The 18,423-nt window shown below is 65.3% G+C and carries 19 protein-coding genes; 15 read left to right on the forward strand and 4 right to left on the reverse strand.

Going from position 1 to position 18,423, the window contains the following annotated elements; all coding sequences use genetic code 11:
• The first annotated feature begins 109 nt into the window (after positions 1-109).
• From K3A84_RS08295 to K3A84_RS08365, 15 genes are all read left to right on the forward strand, one after another.
• Complete coding sequence (locus K3A84_RS08295) at positions 110-1,222, forward strand: thiolase C-terminal domain-containing protein (protein ID WP_225008848.1); 1,113 nt, start codon at positions 110-112, stop codon at positions 1,220-1,222.
• 2 nt (positions 1,223-1,224) lie between these two features.
• A complete protein-coding gene (locus tag K3A84_RS08300; RefSeq protein WP_225008849.1) occupies positions 1,225-2,376 on the forward strand; it encodes a thiolase C-terminal domain-containing protein in 1,152 nt (383 codons plus the stop codon).
• 13 nt (positions 2,377-2,389) lie between these two features.
• A complete protein-coding gene (locus K3A84_RS08305; protein ID WP_225008850.1) occupies positions 2,390-3,319 on the forward strand; it encodes a PhlB family protein in 930 nt (309 codons plus the stop codon).
• Positions 3,316-4,158 carry an N-acyl homoserine lactonase family protein gene (locus K3A84_RS08310; RefSeq protein WP_225008851.1) on the forward strand — a complete coding sequence of 281 codons (843 nt, stop codon included), beginning with the start codon at positions 3,316-3,318 and terminating at the stop codon, positions 4,156-4,158. Before K3A84_RS08305 ends, K3A84_RS08310 begins: the two co-directional genes overlap by 4 nt.
• 10 nt (positions 4,159-4,168) lie before the next feature.
• Positions 4,169-4,981: an enoyl-CoA hydratase/isomerase family protein gene (locus tag K3A84_RS08315; protein ID WP_225008852.1), complete on the forward strand. Its 813-nt coding sequence runs from the start codon at positions 4,169-4,171 to the stop codon at positions 4,979-4,981.
• 12 nt (positions 4,982-4,993) lie between these two features.
• Positions 4,994-6,184, forward strand: coding sequence for an acyl-CoA dehydrogenase (locus K3A84_RS08320; protein ID WP_225008853.1), 1,191 nt, complete (start codon positions 4,994-4,996; stop codon positions 6,182-6,184).
• 29 nt (positions 6,185-6,213) lie between these two features.
• Positions 6,214-7,344, forward strand: a complete 1,131-nt coding sequence (locus K3A84_RS08325; RefSeq protein ID WP_225008854.1) for an acyl-CoA dehydrogenase family protein — start codon at positions 6,214-6,216, stop codon at positions 7,342-7,344.
• Between the two features lie 3 nt (positions 7,345-7,347).
• Positions 7,348-7,839: an acetyl-CoA carboxylase biotin carboxyl carrier protein gene (locus K3A84_RS08330; protein ID WP_225008855.1), complete on the forward strand. Its 492-nt coding sequence runs from the start codon at positions 7,348-7,350 to the stop codon at positions 7,837-7,839.
• A 49-nt stretch (positions 7,840-7,888) separates the two neighbouring features.
• Entirely contained in the window at positions 7,889-9,346 is a 1,458-nt protein-coding gene (locus K3A84_RS08335) for a pyruvate carboxylase (RefSeq protein ID WP_225008856.1), read from the forward strand.
• A gap of 70 nt (positions 9,347-9,416) precedes the next feature.
• Positions 9,417-9,926: an acetyl-CoA carboxylase biotin carboxyl carrier protein gene (locus K3A84_RS08340; protein ID WP_225008857.1), complete on the forward strand. Its 510-nt coding sequence runs from the start codon at positions 9,417-9,419 to the stop codon at positions 9,924-9,926.
• Positions 9,926-11,293, forward strand: a complete 1,368-nt coding sequence (locus K3A84_RS08345; protein ID WP_225008858.1) for an acetyl-CoA carboxylase biotin carboxylase subunit — start codon at positions 9,926-9,928, stop codon at positions 11,291-11,293. The genes K3A84_RS08340 and K3A84_RS08345 overlap by 1 nt, the downstream gene beginning before the upstream one ends.
• On the forward strand, positions 11,290-11,724 hold the full coding sequence (locus K3A84_RS08350; protein ID WP_225008859.1) for a hypothetical protein: 435 nt from the start codon (positions 11,290-11,292) through the stop codon (positions 11,722-11,724). The genes K3A84_RS08345 and K3A84_RS08350 overlap by 4 nt, the downstream gene beginning before the upstream one ends.
• Positions 11,725-11,726: 2 nt before the next feature.
• Positions 11,727-12,773, forward strand: coding sequence for a biotin synthase BioB (gene bioB, locus K3A84_RS08355; RefSeq protein ID WP_225008860.1), 1,047 nt, complete (start codon positions 11,727-11,729; stop codon positions 12,771-12,773).
• A gap of 28 nt (positions 12,774-12,801) precedes the next feature.
• Complete coding sequence (locus K3A84_RS08360; RefSeq protein ID WP_225008861.1) at positions 12,802-14,214, forward strand: 3-hydroxyacyl-CoA dehydrogenase; 1,413 nt, start codon at positions 12,802-12,804, stop codon at positions 14,212-14,214.
• Positions 14,211-14,993, forward strand: a complete 783-nt coding sequence (locus K3A84_RS08365; protein WP_225008862.1) for an enoyl-CoA hydratase-related protein — start codon at positions 14,211-14,213, stop codon at positions 14,991-14,993. The genes K3A84_RS08360 and K3A84_RS08365 overlap by 4 nt, the downstream gene beginning before the upstream one ends.
• Positions 14,994-14,997: 4 nt before the next feature.
• Here the strand turns inward: K3A84_RS08365 and K3A84_RS08370 are convergent, their stop codons facing one another.
• From K3A84_RS08370 to K3A84_RS08385, 4 genes are read right to left on the reverse strand one after another with little or no spacing between them, the layout of a single operon-like run.
• Complete coding sequence (locus tag K3A84_RS08370; protein ID WP_225008863.1) at positions 14,998-16,242, reverse strand: MFS transporter; 1,245 nt, start codon at positions 16,240-16,242, stop codon at positions 14,998-15,000.
• Positions 16,239-17,030: an enoyl-CoA hydratase/isomerase family protein gene (locus K3A84_RS08375; RefSeq protein ID WP_225008864.1), complete on the reverse strand. Its 792-nt coding sequence runs from the start codon at positions 17,028-17,030 to the stop codon at positions 16,239-16,241. The genes K3A84_RS08370 and K3A84_RS08375 overlap by 4 nt, the downstream gene beginning before the upstream one ends.
• A 2-nt stretch (positions 17,031-17,032) precedes the next feature.
• Positions 17,033-17,671 carry a 3-oxoacid CoA-transferase subunit B gene (locus K3A84_RS08380; RefSeq protein WP_225008865.1) on the reverse strand — a complete coding sequence of 213 codons (639 nt, stop codon included), beginning with the start codon at positions 17,669-17,671 and terminating at the stop codon, positions 17,033-17,035.
• Between the two features lie 16 nt (positions 17,672-17,687).
• Complete coding sequence (locus tag K3A84_RS08385) at positions 17,688-18,365, reverse strand: 3-oxoacid CoA-transferase subunit A (RefSeq protein WP_225008866.1); 678 nt, start codon at positions 18,363-18,365, stop codon at positions 17,688-17,690.
• Between the last annotated feature and the right edge of the window lie 58 nt (positions 18,366-18,423).

The raw sequence follows: 18,423 nt of genomic DNA on the forward strand, positions 1-18,423 counted from the left end.
ATCGTCGATTTTTCTTTTGACATTGCGAATCCAAGAGGCATAAAAAGGGGTAGTGGTTGGCGACGTTGCTGCAGGCGACTTCTCCGGCGAAAGACAGGTGAGGATTCTGATGGGTCTCAGTCAGGTGGCGGTGCTTGCCTCCGCGCAAACCGAATTGCGTCCGGCGTGGCGTGATGCGCAGCATATCGACCTAATTTCTTCGGTCGTGACCAACGTGTTCAAGGGCACTGGTCTCACGATCGACGACGTTGATTTCGTGATCGATTCCGGCAGTGACGTGCTCGATGGTCGTTCGATTTCCAACTGCGGCTTTCTTGGTGCGCTGGGTGCGCATCACAAGGAAGAGGCGCGGGTTGAAGAGGATGGCCTGTGGGGTGCGCTGTATGGCGTGAACAAGATCCGCGCCGGTGCTTCGATTGGTCTGATCGTGGCCTATTCCAAGCCTTCGGAATCGTCCGTCGACCTTTACTGGTCGTCGATGGTCGAGCCGTTCTACCAGCGCCCTGTCGGCTTTGGCCAGAAGGCTGCGCTCGGCATCCAGGCACAGCGTTACCTGGCCGCGCACGGCATCAAGGACGAGGCTCTGGCTGAAGTCGTTGCCCGTCGCTGGGCTGCTGCTGCTGCAGGCGGCAAAGTTGCCATGGGGGATGCGCCTGATGCGCGCACCGTTCTGGCCAGTGAAGAAGCGGCCGCGCCGCTGACCGATCTGATGATTGCACGTCCCGTCGATGGCGCCGTGGCCGTTCTGATCGGCAATGCCGACGTCGCGCGCCGCGCCGGTCGTCCGCCGGTGCTGATTACCGGCATGGGTACCAGCATGGAAACGCACAGCTTTGCCGAACGCACTGCAAACCGGCTGGATTCTGTGTCCAATGCAACGAAGATGGCGCTGGGCAAGGCGGGCTGGGCCTCGGCTGCTGCGGCTGACGTGGTGGAAACCAGCGGCAGCTCGGTCGTCGGCGAACTGCTGGCGCTCGAAGGGCTCGGTCTTGCTCCGGCGGGCAAGGGCCTCGATGCGGCGCAGGACGCCAAGGTGAACCGTTCGGGCGGCGCGCTTCCTGCCGATCCGATCATGGCCACCGGCCTTGTGCGTCTGGCCGAGGCGGCCAAGCAGCTCTCCACCCCGGTTGCTGGCGGCGCAAAGGCGCCGGCCAAGGCAATCGTCCATGGCACCGGCGGTGTCGCAATGCAGACCAACTGCGTCTTCACTCTCGAGGTTTGATCATGGGTCGTGAAGTAGGAATCGTTGGCGTCGGACAGACGCATCACGCGCGCCGTCGTACTGACGTCAGCCAGGCCGGCCTCGTTCGCGAAGCCGTTGATCGTGCACTGGCCGACGCCAAGCTCTCGATGGAGGATATCGACACGGTGGTGATCGCCACCGGCCCGGTGCTTTTCGCTGCGGTGAACCAGCCGGAAAAGTGGGTTGTGGATGCCATCGGCGCGCAGGGCAAGTCGGTCGTGCGTCTCACCAGTGGCGGCGGTGCAGGCTTTGCCGGGGCGCTCGCCGGGTATTACCAGGTGGCGGGCGGCTATTCCGACCGCACTCTGGTCGTCGCCTATGACAAGCTGTCCGAAGGTCAACTGCAGTATTCGATCTCCACGCTCTACGATCCCTTCTGGGGCCGTGAATTCGCCGTGGGTATCATGGGCTTCTCGGCTGCCTACTGGCGCGCGCGCATGGACGTGCTCGGCCATACCGAGGAAGCTGCGGCGATGGTTGCGGCCAAGAACCGCAACAACGCCATCAAGAACCCCTATGCGCACCAGAAGAAGCCCGTCACGGTTGAGGACGTGCTGAATTCCAAGCCGCTGTGCTGGCCGATCAAGATGCTCGACGTGCCGCCGATTTCGGACGGCGCAGCGGCCATCGTGCTCGCGTCGGACAAGGTGGCGCATCACTCCAACACCCGCCCGGCATGGATCCGCGGCATGGCCTATTGCTGCGAGGCGGATAACGCCCCGGAACGCTCGCTTATGCTGTCCGAGCCGCTGGCGATTGCCTCAAAGCACGTCTATCGCGCGGCCGGCATCACCAACCCGCGCCGCCAGTTCGACGTTGTCGAGGTGCAGGAGCCCTATTCCTGCTTCGAACTCAACTACTACGAAAGCCTCGGGCTGTGCCCTCCGGGACAGGCGGCGGAGCTGATCGCCTCGGGCGCGACACAGGTGGATGGCGACATCCCAGTCAATCCCTCGGGTGGCTGCATGGGCGCAAACCCGATCGGGGCTGTCGGCGTGATCCGCCTGATCGAAGCCGCGACCCAGGTCATGGGCCGCAACGAAACCCATCAGATCCAGGGTGCCAAGACCGCGCTTGTCCAATCGGGCGGCGGCTGGGCCAACCTGCGCGGCTGCGCCGTGCTGAGCGCCTGAGGAGGGAGAGCCGATGTTCTACGCACCTGAAACTGCTCCGATCGATCTGCCGACCTTCAAGAGCACGATCGCGATGCCTTACACGCTCACCCCCGGTCGGTCGGCGGGCACGTTCTTGGCCGAAATGCCCAATCGCCGCATTGTCGGCTCGCGTTTTGCCGGCGGCAAGGTGATCGCCCCGGCGCAGGACTTCTCGCCGGTAAACGGCGATGAGCCCGAAGAACTCGTGCAGGTGCCGGAAAACGGCGAGCTGACCGCGTTCACCCGCGTCGACGGTGTCGTGATCGGCCTTGTCCGTCTCGATGGCTGTGAAAACGCGTTTGCGCATCGCATCCTTGCCGATCTCGCCGATTGCAAGGTCGGTCAGCGCGTCGCGGCGCAGTGGGCCAGTGAAGATGCCGGAACCTCGATCACTGCGATCGAAGGTTTCGTGCTGTCGCCCGACGCTCCCGTTGGCGAAGTGAAGCCGCTGGTCGGCCCGGCTGAACCGCTTGGCGTGATCAACTACTCGATGGCACTCGATTACGACCACGCCTATGGTCCGTACTACGGCCGCATGTTCGACGAGCTGAAGGAAAACGGCGTTGTCATGGGTGTGCGCGGCTCGAACGCCGATGATGCCCTGCTGCCCCCGCGCGAGATCGACGACATCACGCACAAGCGGACCGGTACGTGGAAAGCCTGCGCCGACACCGGCACGATCCGCGCCTGCTCGTTGATCAACATGGAGGTCTATGGCCAGACCCGCCCGGTGCCGTATGCTTATGCGGAAATCGTGCTCGACGGCGCATCGACCAAGATGATCCACATCATCGAGATCGACGATCTTGAAAGCGCCAAGCAGACGATCAAGCCGGGCACCCGCGTCCGCGCGATCTGGACCAAGGGCGAGCGCAAGGGCGCGGTGTCCGACATCGAGCGGTTCGAGGTGATCGAAGCGTGACCAACTGGACCGTCACCACGCTCCGTATCGGGGAGCTTTACCTGCAGCACGGCGGGTCACTCATGCGCGATCCCGTGCATGTCTGGCTCGTGCGGGGCGAGGTGGCGGGCAAGTCTGTCCGGATTCTCGTCGATAGCGGCATGGCCGATATTCCCACCGTCCTTGCCCGCTTGCGGGTCTCGGGGGTAGGGGGCGGCCATGCCAGCCTCACCGCCGTCCTCGCGACCGAGGGGCTCACGCCGCAGGACATCGACTACGTCATCTGCACCCACCTGCATTTCGATCATGCCGACAACCTCGACCTGTTCCCGGACTCGTGCGTCGTGGTGCAGCGTGCCGAGCTGATGGCGGCGGTCGATCCGGTGCCGTCGCAGCGGATCTTCTACTGGAAGTCGACGATCAACAACCTGATGGGGCGCAAGCGTCCGGCGCAGCTTCGCCTGGTCGATGGCGACACCGATTTCCTCCCCGGGATCCGCCTGCTCAGCGTGCCCAGCCACACCGAAGGCATGCAGGTCGTAGTCGTCACCACCGAAAAGGGCCGCGTTGCCCTCGTCTCGGACCTCGGCGACCATTATCGCTACTGGTTCCCGGCCGATCCGCGCGCTGCGGCCCACCCGCTGCGCTCGCTGTCGGATGCCTTCCTCACTGGCAACATCCGCAGCGAAAGCGAGCGCACCTGGCAGGCGGCCATGCGCCGCGTGCTCGACAACACCGATATCGTCGTGCCCGCGCACGATTTCCGTATCCCGGTGCACATGCCCGAACAGTGGTTTGCCATTCCGGACAGCACCGATGGCGACCTGGCGCACGTACCGCCGGTCGAAAACGAGATTTGAGAGGCCAGCCATGAGCTACGAAGATATCATCTACGAGGTGAGCGACCGTATCGCGACGGTCACCCTGAACCGTCCCGACGCGATGAACGCGACGACCGACCGCCTTTACGGCGAGTTGCAGGATCTCATCCCGAAGATCGCGGCGGACACCGCCGTGTCGGTAGTGATCCTCACCGGTGCCGGCCGTGGCTTCTGCGCCGGCGCTGACCTCAAGGCCAGCAACCCCAAGCTGACGCCGATCCAGCGCCGCGCCCGCCACCGCTGGATCCTGCGCGATGTGCTCGATCCGCTGTACAAGCTGGAAAAGCCCGTGATCGCCGCCGTCAACGGCGCCGCCGCCGGTGCCGGCGCCAACATCGCGCTGTCGTGCGATTTCATCATCGCCAGCGAAAAGGCGACTTTCCTCCAGGCTTTCGCCAAGGTCGGTCTCGTGCCCGATCTCGGAGGCCTGTTTTTCCTGGCCCGCGCCGTCGGCATCAACAAGGCCAAGGAACTGTGCTTCACCGCGCGCAAAGTCGATGCGGTCGAGGCGCTGGCCATCGGCATCGCCAACAAGGTGGTGCCGCATGACGACCTGATGGCCGAGGCCCGCGCATTGGCCACCCAGATCGCTTCGGGCTCGCCCACCGCGATGGCGATGACCAAGCGCCTGCTCAACATGTCGCAATCCGCTTCTCTTGAGCAGATGCTGGAATTCGAGGGCTACGCCCAGACGGTCGCTTACCTCACGCCCGAATACGTCGAAGGCGTGACCGCTTTCCGCGAAAAGCGTGCGCCTGATTTCGCGGGTGCGGCCGAACGCGCCGCTGCCGCGCAGGACTGACGGAGCGGGTCGATGGACTTCAACTACAGCCCTTCGGAAAACGAATTCCGCATGGAATTGCGGACCTGGCTCGCCGCCGCACTGCCGCAGGGCTGGGGTGAGACTGTGTTCGAACCGGAAGACGAGCACGAACGCGCGATGTTCCGCCTCGACTGGGAGCGTAAGCTCCACGCCGGCGGCTGGAGCGGGATCAACTGGCCCAAGGAATACGGCGGCCGTGGTGCCACTCTGATCGAACGCGGCATCTTTGCCGAGGAAATGGCCCGCGCCCGCGCGCCCGAAGGGATCAACATCATCGGCCACAACCTGGCCGGTACGACGATCCTTGCCCACGGCACGGAAGAACAGAAGAAGCGCTTCCTGCCCAAGATCATCTCGTCTGACGAGGTGTGGTGTCAGGGCTTTTCCGAACCCAACGCCGGGTCCGACCTTGCCTCTGTCCGTACGCGGGCCGAGTTGAAGGACGGCAAGTTCATCGTCAACGGCCAGAAGATCTGGACAAGCTATGCGCAATACGCGCAGTGGTGCTTCGCGCTGGTGCGGACCGATCCCGACGTACCCAAGCACAAGGGTCTGTCGTTCCTGCTGATCGACATGAGCAGCCCAGGCATCACCATCCGCCCGCTGCGCCAGATTTCAGGCGAGTCCGAATTCAACGAGACGTTCTTCGACAATGTCGAGGTTCCGGCCGAGAACATCGTGGGCGATCTGAATGGCGGCTGGAAGATCGCCATGACCACGCTCGCGTACGAACGTGGCCCCGAAGACGCGCTCGGCCGCCAGATCCGCTTCAAGCAGGAACTCGATCAACTGCTGATCACGCTGACGCAGACGATGCAGGGTAACCGCTCTGCCATCGACAACCCAGCGGTTCGCCAGCGCCTTGCCCGTGCGATCTCCGAGATCGAAATCGTCCGGCTCAACGCGCTGCGTTCGTTCAGCCGTCTCCTCGATGGCGCGGACCGCGGCTCGGACGCTTCGATGACCAAGCTCTACTGGAGCCATGCGGCGCAGACGATGTACGAAGTGGCGATGGACGCGCTTGGCCCCATCGCGCCGCTTTCGGGCAACGATCCGGCCGCCGCCTCGCTCGGTCGCTTCCAGCTTAGCTGGCTGCAATCCAAGGCTTTTACGATCTATTCCGGCTCCTCGGAAATTCAGCGCAATATCATTGGCGAGCGTGTGCTCGGCCTGCCGCGCTGATGCCGGGCGAACGCAAGGAAATCTGACCCATGAACTTTGCCTTCGACGAGGAACAGACCAGCCTGGGCGATACCGTTGCCCGCCTGCTGGCAGACCACGCCGCGCTGGTCGCGCCCGATCTCTCTGCCGATGCGGCTGGCCCGGCTTGGGACGCGCTGGCCGAATTGGGCCTTTTCGCGATGATGGTGCCCGAGGAACGCGGCGGGGCCGGGCTCGGCCCGGTCGATCTGGCCCTGTCGGTAGAAGCGATGGGCGCCAGCCTCGCGCCGCTCGCGGCCGTCGATGCGCTCGTGGTCACCGATCTGCTCGCGCGCCATGGCACGCCGGCGCAGCAGGAACAGTACCTGCCGCGCCTCGCGGCCGGCGAACTGCGCGTGGCCCTGGCGATGATCGAGAAGGACGACGATGATGCGCCCGAAAGCGTGAAGGCCAAGGTCGCGGGCGGGGTACTGAATGGGGTCAAACTGCTCGTGGCCGAAGGCGCGCAGGCCGACCTGTTCGCCGTGGTCGCGCAATCGGACTCGGGTCCGGCCGTCTATCTGGTGCCTGCCGACGCGGCCGGCGTCTCGGTCCGCGCGCATGAAGATATCGACCCGACCTGCGCTCACGCTGCAGTCACCTTTGCTGGCGTCGCGCTGGGCGATGATGCGCTGGTCGGTCCTGCGGCACCGGCCCGTACAGTTGCCCGCCTGTTCGATGCCGGCGCCGGGATGATGGCGTGCCTGCTTACCGGCATTGCCGGTCGCATGCTCGATACCGCGGTCGAATATGCCCGCACCCGCGAACAGTTCGGCCAGGCCATCGGTTCGTTCCAGGCGATCAAGCATCGCTGCGCCGACATGGCCGTGGCGGTCGAGGCGGCACGGTCCGCCACCTACTACGGCGTCTGGACCTTGTCCGAAAACGCGCCCGATCGTGCGCGTGCCGTCTCGATGGCGAAAGCCTACGCGGGCGAGGTTGCCCGTCATGTCTGTAACGAAACCATCCAGGTTCACGGCGGTATGGGGTTCACCTGGGAACTGGGCATTCACCGCTTCCTGCGCCGCACAAAGGTGATCGAACACAGCTTCGGCTCGTCGGTCTGGCACAACGAACGCGTGCTGACCGAAACCTTGCGCACGCTTGCCGATGGCGAAGCAGCGCAACAGGCGGCGGCCTGAGCCATGGCCAATCGCATCTCCGGCGACATCGCAAAACTGGCAGAGCTGTTTGCCAGCGGCGGTTTCAAAGAACTGCGGGTCGAGGGCTCTGACTTCGGCGTACTGCTGTCGAATGACAGTGCCGCGCCTCGCCTCGGCGCTGCCCCGGCGGTCGCGGCCGCGCCTGCGATCCCTGTGGCGCCGGCATCGACGGCAGCACCGGCCCCGGCGGACGCACCTTCGCCGGTTGCCGCTCCGGTCGCAACAGATGCCAGCTGGCATCAGGTTTGCGCCCCCAATCTCGGCACGTTCTACCGCGCGCCAAAGCCAGGGTCGGCGCCCTTTGTCGAAGTGGGCCAGCGCGTGCATGCCGAGACCGAGATCTGCCTGCTTGAAGTGATGAAGCTGTTCACGTCGGTAAAGGCCGGGAAGGCCGGCACCATCCGCAGGGTCTGCGTGGAAGACGGCGTCCTGGTCGAAGGTGGCCAGGTGCTGTTCCTCGTCGAAGCCGATTGATATTCCGTCCGGGCTGCGGCGCGGGCGATAAAAAAGGGAGTGCGTGGGGATGGCCCACATCGATTTTCTCGACGAAACCATGCGCGATGGCCAGCAGAGTCTGTGGGGCCTCAGGATGCGTGCCGGCATGGCCCTTCCGGTGTCTCCTCTGCTTGACAAGACCGGTTTTTCCACCATCGACCTGACCGGCGGCGGCATGCTCGACGTGCTCACCCGCTATTGCCAGGAAAACTACTGGGAAGGGCTCGACCTTCTGGTCGCCTCGATGCCCAACACCCCCTTGCGCGCCGGGCTTCGCGCCAATGCCAACGTCACCTTCGGCATAACACCGCCCGCCCTGATGGACTTGTGGGTGCAGCGCCTGTGCGCGCACGGCATCCGCTCGTTCTGGATCTACGACGTGCTGTTCGGCATGGACAACATGCTGCGCCTTGCCAAGGTGGCCAAGGAAGCCAATGGCGCCAAGGTTGCTGGCGCGATCATGTTCGCACTGTCGCCTGTCCATACCGACGAATTCTTCGTCGCCAACGCCAAGAAGCTGGCCGACAGCCCGCACGTCGATTCCATCCTGCTCTATGATACCGCCGGCGTTCTGGAAAAGGATCGCATCGAACAGCTGGTCCCCGCGCTGGTGAAGGCGGCGGGCGGCAAACCGATCGAGTTCCATTCGAACAACCTGCTCGGGCTTTCGGCAAAGGCCTATCTCGATGCCATCGACTGCGGCGTCTCGGTCATCCACACCGCCAGCCGCCCCATGGCCAACGGCCCCTCGGTCCCCTCGACCGAGATCATGGCCAGAAACATCCAGCTGCGTGGCCACACCCACAGTCTCGATGAATCTCTGTTCCAGCCCGTCGCGGATCACTTCCGTGCCGTTGCCAAGGCGTCGGGCAATCTCCACGACCAGTACGCTGAATACGATGAGTTCTCGATCCAGCACCAGATTCCCGGTGGCATGATGGGCACCTTCAAGGCCCAGCTTGCGATGCACAAGATGATGGACAAGCTGCCCGAGGTTCTCGATGAAGTCGCCGCCGTGCGCCGCGATCTGGGCTATCCGGGGATGGCCACGCCATTCAGTCAGCTGGTCGGCATCCAGGCCGTGCTCAATGTCGTCACCGGCAAGCGCTATGGCACCGTGCCCGACGAAGTCATCCAGTATGCTGGCGGCTTCTATGGCCAGACGGTGGCCCCGGTCGATGCGGACGTGCTGGACAAGATCATGGCCGCGCCGCGCGCCAGGGAAGTCCTCGCCAATCCGCCGGAAGCCCCGGACCTCGACGAGCTGAAGAAGCGCTATGCCACCGAGGACGAGGATGAGCTGCTCTACCGCGCGTTCGTACCGCAGCCCGACATCGACAAGATGCGCGCCGCAGGGCCGGTACGCCGGGATTTCCCGCTGCTTTCGTCGCCCGAACTGGAAGACGTGCGCAAGCTGATGCAGGTCGCCACAATGCCTGTCGTCGAAATGAAGTCCGAAGGCCTGAACATCAGCCTTCGTCGTTGATAACGCCCCCTCGCGGGGCAGGCCCGGTCGGCGTGTCGCGCCGGGCCATGTGAGAGGATCGGCTCGAACCATGACCCAGAAGCCAACCATCGACCATCCCGTCGATCACGTGCGCGTTCTGATGGAGGAGTTCACGCGGTCGGGCATTGCCACGCTGCATCTGCGGTCGGGCGAGTTCGAGCTGCTGTTGTCCAACGATGCGGCGGCGCCCTCGCTACTGGGCGGCCAGCAGGCAGCACCCGTAGCGGTTGCTGCGCCGGTGGTCGCTGCCCCGGCTGCGCCCGTCGCGGCGGCTGCGCCCGCTGCCGCAGCTCCGGTGTCCACCAGCGTGCCCGATGGCGCGGTGGTGGTTGCAGCGCCCAATCTCGGCACCTTCTATCGCGCGCCCAAGCCCGGTGCGGCGCCTTACGTCGAAATCGGCGGGCGCGTTGCTGCGGACGATGAAATCTGCCTGATCGAGGTGATGAAGCTGTTCACCGCGGTGAAGGCCGGCCAGGCTGGCAAGATCGTTGCGATCCTTGCTGAGGACGGCGCGATGGTTGAAGCAGGCCAGCCGTTGTTTGCGATGGTGGCGGACTGATGGCGATCCAGCGTCTCTTCATCGCCAATCGCGGCGAAATCGCCCTGCGTATCATCCGCGCCGCGCAGGCACTGAACATGGAAACGGTGCTGGCCGTGTCGGATGCGGATCGTGACAGCGCCGCAGCGCGGCTTGCCGATCGCACCGTGGTTCTGGGACCGGCGCAGGCCGCCAAGAGCTATCTGGACCCGCGTCTCGTCGTCCACGCGGCCCGTGAGAGTGGTTGCGATGGCTTGCACCCGGGCTATGGTTTCCTGTCCGAACGCGCCATCCTGCCTACGCTGTGCGCGCAGAACGGTATCGCTTTCGTTGGCCCGGAACCCGACGTGATCGATTCTCTGGGCGACAAGATCCAGGCGCGCGGCATGGCCCGTGCCGCCGGTGTGCCGCTGGTGCCGGGGTGCGACGGCGTCGCCACGGCGGCCGACGCCCGCCGCGAAGGCGATCGCATTGGCTATCCCGTGTTGCTCAAGGCGGCTGCCGGCGGCGGCGGTCGCGGCATGGTCATCGCCAACAATGGCGACGAGGCCGAAGCCGGCTTCCACCGCGCCTCGGCCGAAGCGGTCGCGGCTTTCGGCGATGGCACATTGTTCATGGAACGCTTCGTTCCTGAAGCGCGCCACGTCGAAGTCCAGTTGATGGGCGACGGCAAGGGCGGCGTGGTCCACTTTGGCGAACGCGATTGCTCGGTGCAGCGCCGCTACCAGAAGCTGATCGAGGAAGCGCCTTGCGCCGCCATGCCCGATCACTTGCGCAAGCAACTGCACGAAAGCGCCTGCGCGCTGGCCGCCTCGGTCAACTATCGCAACGCGGGCACGTGCGAATTCCTCTTCGACGTGAAGCGGCAAGAATTCTACTTCATCGAAGTCAACGCCCGCATCCAGGTGGAACACCCGGTCAGCGAGATGATCGCGGGCTTCGATCTGGTGCAGGAACAGTTGCGCATTGCCGGCGGCGCGCCGCTTTCGGTCACGCAGGACCAGGTCAAGCTCTCCGGCCACGCGATCGAATGCCGCATCAACGCCGAAGACACCGCGCGCGATTTCCTGCCTTCACCCGGCCGCATCACGCACTGGTCGCCCCCGCAGGGCGAAGGCATCCGGCTCGATAGCCACATGTCCGAAGGCGCGATGATCCCGCCGTATTACGACAGCATGATCGGCAAGCTGATCGTACACGCGCCCACGCGCGAAGCCGCCATCGACAAACTCGATGCCGCTCTCGCCGATTTTCGCGTGGAAGGGATCGCCACCACCATTGGTCTGCACCGCGAAATCATTGCGCACCCCGATTTCCGGACGAACCGCATTCACACCCGCTGGCTGGAACAAGTCCTGCTCGCCGAACGGAAGGGGGCTGCGGCATGATCGAGATCGACGACAACGCGCGCCGCGCCATCGACAATGCCCGTGCGCTGCTTGACGCGATGCTGGCGGGCGGCTGGAACGAGGTCTGCGTGACCGGTGAGGAGGGGGACTATTTTCTCGCCCGCCAGCCCGGCACTGTGAACCCCTTGCTGGTGGTTGAAGCGGCCTTGCCCGGTCCAGCCCCCGCCTTGGTTGCCGTGGGTTCGGCTCAATTCGAGACGCTGACGGTCAAGGCTCCGCATGTCGGGACCGTGGTCTGGCTTGCCCCGGTTGGACAGGCCGTTGCCGAAGGCGAGGTGGTCGCCCGCCTCGCCGTGCTGGACGAAACACTGGATGTGCCCGCGGCCAAGGCCGGCAAGGTGGCGGCGCAGGTCGCCCGGATCGACGATCTGGCCGAGTTTGCTACCCCGCTGATCGAACTGGCGGCCTGACGATGGACGCGCCCGCCCGCACGGACTGGACGCGCGAGGAGATCGCCGCGCTGTTCGACCTTCCGTTCACCGAGCTGGTGTTCCGCGCGGCGGAAGTGCACCGGGCGCACCACCGTGCGGGCGAGGTGCAGCTGTGCACGCTGCTGTCGATCAAGACCGGCGGCTGCCCCGAGGATTGCGGCTACTGTTCGCAGTCGGTCAAGGCTGACAGCGGGGTCGAGGCGACTAAGCTGGTGGAAGTGCAGAACGTGCTTCAGTCAGCCGCACAGGCCAAGGACAACGGATCGAAGCGGTTCTGCATGGGCGCGGCATGGCGCAACCCCAAGGAGCGCGACATGCCGGCGGTTATCGCCATGATCAAGGGCGTGCGCGAAATGGGCATGGAAACCTGCATGACGCTGGGGATGCTCAGCCCGTCGCAGGCGGCGCAGCTGGCCGAGGCAGGGCTGGATTACTACAACCACAACATCGACACCTCGCCCGAACGCTATGAGGAAGTCATCACCACGCGCACCTTTGCCGACCGGCTCCAGACGCTCGACAACGTGCGCAATGCCGGGATCAACGTCTGTTCGGGCGGGATCGTGGGCATGGGCGAAACCCGCGCCGACCGGGTGGGCTTCGTCCACGCGCTGGCCACGCTGGAACAGCATCCCGAAAGCGTGCCGGTGAACGCGCTGGTGCCGATCAAGGGCACCGTGCTGGGCGACATGCTGGCCGATACGCCGCTGGCGAAGATCGACGACATCGAGTTCGTCCGCACCGTGGCGGTGGCGCGCATCACCATGCCGCTGAGCATGGTGCGGCTGTCGGCCGGGCGCGAGGCGATGTCCGACGCGACGCAGGCGCTGTGCTTCATGGCGGGCGCGAACTCGATCTTCACTGGCGACAAGCTGCTGACCGCCGCCAACGCCGGCGACGATGCCGACAGCGCGATGTTCGCCCGCCTTGGCCTCAAGCCCATGGAAGGCGAAGAACCCCTCCGAGAAATCAAGGGGCGTGCGACGAAGGCCCAGGTCGGAGGCTGTTCGGCCGGTTGCGCGGCGTAAGGCGATTCATTCAGTTGCGGAGAGTAGAGTGTCCGACATCAAGCAAGTTGGCGTTTGCGGTGCAGGGGCCATGGGCAGCGGCATCGCGCAAGTTGCAGCGCAGGCCGGGCACACCGTGGTCGTCTATGACGTGTTCGCGCCTTCGCGCGAGCGCAGCCGCGAGCAGATTGCCAAGGGGCTGGGCCAGCTGGCCAAGCGCGGCAAGCTGAGCGAGGACGAGGCCACCGCGATCCTGGCGCGCCTTTCGTGGACCGACGACGTTTCGGCGCTGGCGGGCTGTGACCTGGTGATCGAGGCGATCATCGAGGATCTGACGGTCAAGCAGGCGCTGTTCGGCCAGCTGGAGGAGCAGCTTCGCCCTGACGCCATCATTGCCAGCAACACCTCGTCGTTGCCGATTGCCCGGCTGGCGCGTTCGCTGCTTGAACCCGGCCGGTTCGTGGGCATGCACTTCTTCAATCCCGCAACGGCGATGAAACTGGTCGAGGTCGTCTCCGGCCCGGCGACCGCTCCCGCCGTGGCGGAGGCGATTGCCGATCTCGCCCGCGCATGGGGCAAGGTGGCGGTGCCCGTGGCCGATGTGCCCGGCTTCATCGTCAACCGTGTGGCCCGCCCGTTCTATGCTGAGGCGTTCCGCTGCCTGCAGCAGCAGGGCGCGCAAGCGGCGGTGATCGACCAGTTGTTCCGCGCCGGCGCGGGTTTTCGCATGGGGCCGCTGGAGCTGACCGACCTGATCGGACAGGACGTGAACTTCGCGGTCGCCCGCTCGGTGTACGAATCCTATTTCGGCCAGACCCGCTTTACCCCGCAACTGGTGCAGTCCGCGCTGGTCGATGCCAACTGGCTGGGGCGCAAGACTGGCCGCGGCATTTATGACTATGCCGATGGCGCCGCGGTGCCGACGCCCGTGCCGGTGGAGGCCGCGGAGCTTGCCAGCGTTCCGGCCAAGCCGGAAGGGGCGCTTCCACGCGCGGATAAATTGGACATAGGCGGCGTGCTGGTGCGCTTCTCGCGCGGGCGCACCGCGCGGGCCGAAAGCGCCGAAGCCGGTCGTCCGGTGGCGCTGCTTGACTGGTTCGATGCAGCATCCGCCTCGGCTGCCGCGTTTGCCGCGTCTGACGAAGCGGCGGCCGCGGTCGCCGCTTCGGTGCTCCACAGCTGGGGGCTGGCGCCTTACTGCGTGGCTGACCGCCCCGGCCTGATCGTGCTGCGCACGCTGGCGCAGATTGCCAATGCGGCGGGCGATGCCGTGCTGGAAGGCGTGAGCGACGAAGCGGGCATCGACAATGCGCTACGCTTTGGCGCGAACTATCCGTTCGGGCCGATTGCCTGGGGCCGGCAGATGGGGGCAGGGCTACTGGTTCAGGTGCTTGCCGCCATGGCTGCCGAAACCGGCCAGCCGATGTACAATCCTTCAGAATACTGGATGACCAAGGCATGACCGATCCGCAAACCCTCATTCTCGTCAATCGTCAGGATGACGGCGTTCTGAGGCTGACCCTGAACAACCCCGACAAGCGCAACGCGCTGGCAACACCGGTCCTGGCGCTGATCGCCGACATTCTCGACAGTGCACGCGATGATACTGCGATACGCTGTGTCGTGATCAGCGGATTGCCCAAAGTCTTTGCGGCGGGGGCGGATATTAACGAGCTGGCCCAAAAGGACGTCGTTGGCGCTCTGGCCGACGTTCGTCCCGCGATTTGGGCGCAGATCCGGGCATTCCCCAAGCCGATCGTGGCGGCAATCGAAGGCTGGTGCCTTGGCGCGGGCAACGAGCTGCTGATGTGCTGCGATATCGCGATTGCCGGGGCAGGGGCCAAGTTTGGCCAGCCGGAAACCAACCTTGGCATCATTCCGGGCGCAGGCGGCACGGCCACCTTGTCGCGCATCGTCGGGCGCATGGCGGCGATGCACATGGTGCTGCTCGGCCAGCCCATCGATGCGACGACCGCGCAGCAGCTGGGCCTTGTGCTTGAAGTGGTGGGCGAGGGTGAGGCGCTGGCCCGTGCCGATGCGATTGCCGTGGCGATTGCCGGCCGCGCGCCGGTGGCCGTGCGCCAGGCCAAGGCGCTGGTCAATGCCGCGTTCGACCTGCCGCACACAGCGCATCTGGCGGCGGAGCGTCAGGCATTTTCCGCGCTGTTCGGCACCGCCGACAAGCGCGAAGGCATTGCCGCCTTCATGGAAAAGCGCAATGCGGAATGGACGAACGGCTGAGCGATCAGGCCCCGGGCTTGTCGGTTGCCGGCAGGTCCGGGTACTTGCCAAGAACAAGCAACATCGCAGCGCCCGCCACGAACAGGGCCGCTGAAAGCACAGCAGGGATGGCGTAGCTGCCGGTACGGTCGAACAGCGCGCCGAACAGCATCGGCGATCCGCCGGCAGCCACTGCCAGAAACATGTAGAGCCGGCCATAGATGCGGGCATAATCGCGCAACCCGAAATAGCGGCCGATCAGGAAAGCCAGCATGTCGAACTCCATGCCCGTAACAAGCCCGATGGCTGCCGCGCAGATGGCGTAAACCGATGCAGGCTGCGCGGTGTTCAGCACCAGACAGCCGATTGCGGCTGGCACCAGCACCAGCAGCGCGACTAGCGGCGCCCAGAGGCGATCGACCAGAACGCCCACGGCGATCCGCCCACCGATGACGGCGAACCCCATCACACCCATGATCTGAACGGCCTGGGCTGCGCTAAGGCCCTTGTCGGTGAGGGCGGGTACGAGGTTGGGGATGAGTCCGCCCACCGCCATGTAGATGCTGGCGGAGGACAACCCGACTAGCCAGAAGCGCGCGGTGCGGACCACATCGGCCACGTCCATGCCGACCGAGGCGGCGGGCAGGGCGCGACTGGTGTATCCGTTTGCCCCCTTGGGCACGAACAGCGCACACAGCGGCAGGGCTGCCACGACCACGAAGGTGGCGAGCGCCAGATACGCCACGCGCCAGCTGCCATCGCCCCACGGGCCATGGCCAAGCCCGAACGAGGCGATGCGCGGCATCAGTACTGCCGAAAGCCCGGTGCCCGAAAGCGCGACGCCCAGTGCAAGGCCGCGGCTTCGGTCGAAACTGGAGGACACGTAGGTGCTCCAGCTGACGGCATTTGCTCCGGCACCCAGCAGCGACATCATGGCGTAGGCCGCATAGAGCTGCCAAATCCAGCCGGTCATGCCGGCGCAGGCCAGCAGCGAAAGCGCCATGCCAGCAAGGCCGGACAGCACGGTGGCGCGCAAACCCCAGCTTCGCACCATCCACCCGGCCAGCGGGCCACCGGCAAGGCCCAACCCCGTGCTGAACAGTATTGCGGCCTGGATGGCGGCTCGGCTCCAGCCGAACTGCCCCTGAAGCGGAGCGACCAGCACGCCAAGGGTGTAGACCGGCAGCGTTGCCGGCGCGCAGGTCAACCCCAGCGCGGTCAGCGCCACGCTAGGCCAGCCCTTGCGCCACTCTGCAGTTGCCGCGTTCATTTGCGTGCGCGTTTGCGGCCCGCTTCGAGTGCGGCGAGAACCGCCGCCTCGCTCGCTGGGTCTTCCACCAACGCCGACGACAACTCCTGTGCCTCTAGATAGGCGTCCATCCATTCGGACCCTTCCCATTCCAGCGAGGCCCGCTTGCGCGCGCGCAGCACCGGCGTGTTCTTGCGTGCAATCTGGCCGGCAAGATCGAGCGCCAGCGGCAGCACGGCGGCCGATGGCACGACGTAGTTGAAGAATCCGGTTGGCTCCAGCTCACGCGCGGTGAACGCGCGGCCGGTATAGAGCATCTCGCGCACCTTTGCCTCGGGCATGCGCAGCGTGGCGAACAGCCCGGCGCTGCCGCCGACCAGGCCGTAATCCACTTCCGGGCAGGCAAAGCGCGCGTTTTCGCTCGCCACGCGCAGATCGCACATGCCCGCCAGCATCACGCCCACGCCGACCGTGGCACCGTCGATAGCCGCAATCATGGGCCTGTCGATGGCGTGGAAGCGCGGGAGCTGTTCGTTGATGAAGCAATAGCGTTCCTTGCGCCGTTCGGCGGTCATGCCCTTGAATTCGTGCAGGTCCGCCCCGCCACACCATGCGCGCGCGCCGGGCGGCGCGGTTATCACGATAGCCTTGATCCGCTGGTCATCCTCGACGAAGTCCGCGAGCTGGCCGATATCCTCGTAAACCGTCAGCGAGACAGCGTTGACCGGTGGGCGCGAGAACGTGACGACGAGAACGCCGGTGTCCGACAGGTCCAGCGTGAAGGCGCCGAGGACGAAGTTTTCCACCATGGTCAGGCCATTTCCAGCTCTACACCGGTCATCTTGCGCAATTCGTCGAGCGTCAGGCCGTCGACCATCTCGATGACCCGCGCGCCTTCGGGGCCGACGCTGAACACGCCTACGTCGGTATAGACGCGTGAGACGCAGGCGAGGCCGGTGAGCGGATAAGTGCAGCGATTGACCAGCTTGCTGTCGCCGGTCTTGGTCAGAAGGTCCATCATCACGAAGACCTGCCGCGCGCCGATGGCAAGGTCCATCGCACCGCCCACGGCAGGGATAGCATCGGGCGCCCCGGTGTGCCAGTTGGCAAGGTCACCGTGGACCGAGACCTGGAACGCGCCAAGCACGCAGATGTCGATGTGCCCGCCGCGCATCATGGCGAACGAATCACCGTGGTGGAAATAGGCACCACCGGCGAGGATGGTGACCGGCTGCTTGCCAGCGTTGATCAGTTCCCAGTCGATGTCGGCCTCGGCCGGGGCCGGGCCCATGCCCAGCAGGCCGTTTTCGCTCTGCAGGAACACGTCCTTGTCCCTGGGCAGGAAGTTGGCGACCATCGTCGGCGCACCGATGCCTAGGTTGACATAGGCGCCTTCGGGAATGTCACGCGCCACGCGGGCGGCGAGTGCGGTGCGGTCCATGCGCTGCATGTGCTCTCTCCTGATTTCAGGCGTTCGCGGCGGCGCTGGTGCGCACCACGCGGTTCACGAAGATGCCCGGAGTAACGATGACTTCGGGATCGAGCGCGCCGAGGTCGACGACTTCGGCCACCTGCACGATGGTGGTTCTGGCCGCCATGGCCATGATCGGGCCGAAATTGCGCGCCACCTTGCGGTAGACTAGGTTGCCCCAGCGGTCCGCCGCGCGCGCCTTCACCAGCGCGAAATCGGCGTGGATCGGGTATTCGAGAACGTAGTTGCGCCCGTCGATCTCGCGCGTTTCCTTGCCTTCGGCCAGCAGCGTGCCATAGCCGGTGGGGGTGAAGATGGCACCAAGGCCGGCGCCCGCTGCCTCGATCCGCGCCGCAAGGTTGCCCTGCGGCACCAGCTCAAGCTCGATCTCGCCGGCGCGATAGCGGGTGTCGAAGTGGTGCGACGCCGCCTGGCGCGGAAACGAGCAGATCACCTTGCGCACGCGGTTGGCCTTGATCAGCGCGGCGATGCCCGTCTCGCCCGATCCGGCATTGTTGCTGATGATGGTGAGGTCCGTGGCGCCATGCGCGATCACGGCTTCAATCAGTTCGGCAGGCGCGCCGGCGTCGCCGAAGCCGCTGATCATGATCGATGCGCCGTCATGCAGTCCGGCGACGGCTTCGCTCATCGTGTCGACGATCTTGTTAATCATGCCCCTTGTTCCTCTCCCGCAGATGGCGCTGCGTCGGGCATGCCATCCGCATCAATTC

The organism is Novosphingobium percolationis, from assembly GCF_020179425.1.
GTDB lineage: Bacteria > Pseudomonadota > Alphaproteobacteria > Sphingomonadales > Sphingomonadaceae > Novosphingobium > Novosphingobium percolationis.

What these genes read in the sequence shown, in the direction of transcription:
- K3A84_RS08335 (WP_225008856.1), top strand. Translation starts at nt 7,889, where the DNA reads ATGGCCCACATCGATTTTCTCGACGAAACCATGCGCGATGGCCAGCAG.
- K3A84_RS08365 (WP_225008862.1), top strand. Translation starts at nt 14,211, where the DNA reads ATGACCGATCCGCAAACCCTCATTCTCGTCAATCGTCAGGATGACGGC.
- K3A84_RS08370 (WP_225008863.1), bottom strand. Translation starts at nt 16,242, where the DNA reads ATGAACGCGGCAACTGCAGAGTGGCGCAAGGGCTGGCCTAGCGTGGCG.
- K3A84_RS08345 (WP_225008858.1), top strand. Translation starts at nt 9,926, where the DNA reads ATGGCGATCCAGCGTCTCTTCATCGCCAATCGCGGCGAAATCGCCCTG.
- K3A84_RS08385 (WP_225008866.1), bottom strand. Translation starts at nt 18,365, where the DNA reads ATGATTAACAAGATCGTCGACACGATGAGCGAAGCCGTCGCCGGACTG.
- K3A84_RS08305 (WP_225008850.1), top strand. Translation starts at nt 2,390, where the DNA reads ATGTTCTACGCACCTGAAACTGCTCCGATCGATCTGCCGACCTTCAAG.
- K3A84_RS08375 (WP_225008864.1), bottom strand. Translation starts at nt 17,030, where the DNA reads ATGGTGGAAAACTTCGTCCTCGGCGCCTTCACGCTGGACCTGTCGGAC.
- K3A84_RS08340 (WP_225008857.1), top strand. Translation starts at nt 9,417, where the DNA reads ATGACCCAGAAGCCAACCATCGACCATCCCGTCGATCACGTGCGCGTT.
- K3A84_RS08380 (WP_225008865.1), bottom strand. Translation starts at nt 17,671, where the DNA reads ATGCAGCGCATGGACCGCACCGCACTCGCCGCCCGCGTGGCGCGTGAC.
- K3A84_RS08350 (WP_225008859.1), top strand. Translation starts at nt 11,290, where the DNA reads ATGATCGAGATCGACGACAACGCGCGCCGCGCCATCGACAATGCCCGT.
- K3A84_RS08325 (WP_225008854.1), top strand. Translation starts at nt 6,214, where the DNA reads ATGAACTTTGCCTTCGACGAGGAACAGACCAGCCTGGGCGATACCGTT.
- K3A84_RS08300 (WP_225008849.1), top strand. Translation starts at nt 1,225, where the DNA reads ATGGGTCGTGAAGTAGGAATCGTTGGCGTCGGACAGACGCATCACGCG.
- K3A84_RS08320 (WP_225008853.1), top strand. Translation starts at nt 4,994, where the DNA reads ATGGACTTCAACTACAGCCCTTCGGAAAACGAATTCCGCATGGAATTG.
- K3A84_RS08315 (WP_225008852.1), top strand. Translation starts at nt 4,169, where the DNA reads ATGAGCTACGAAGATATCATCTACGAGGTGAGCGACCGTATCGCGACG.
- K3A84_RS08330 (WP_225008855.1), top strand. Translation starts at nt 7,348, where the DNA reads ATGGCCAATCGCATCTCCGGCGACATCGCAAAACTGGCAGAGCTGTTT.
- bioB (WP_225008860.1), top strand. Translation starts at nt 11,727, where the DNA reads ATGGACGCGCCCGCCCGCACGGACTGGACGCGCGAGGAGATCGCCGCG.
- K3A84_RS08295 (WP_225008848.1), top strand. Translation starts at nt 110, where the DNA reads ATGGGTCTCAGTCAGGTGGCGGTGCTTGCCTCCGCGCAAACCGAATTG.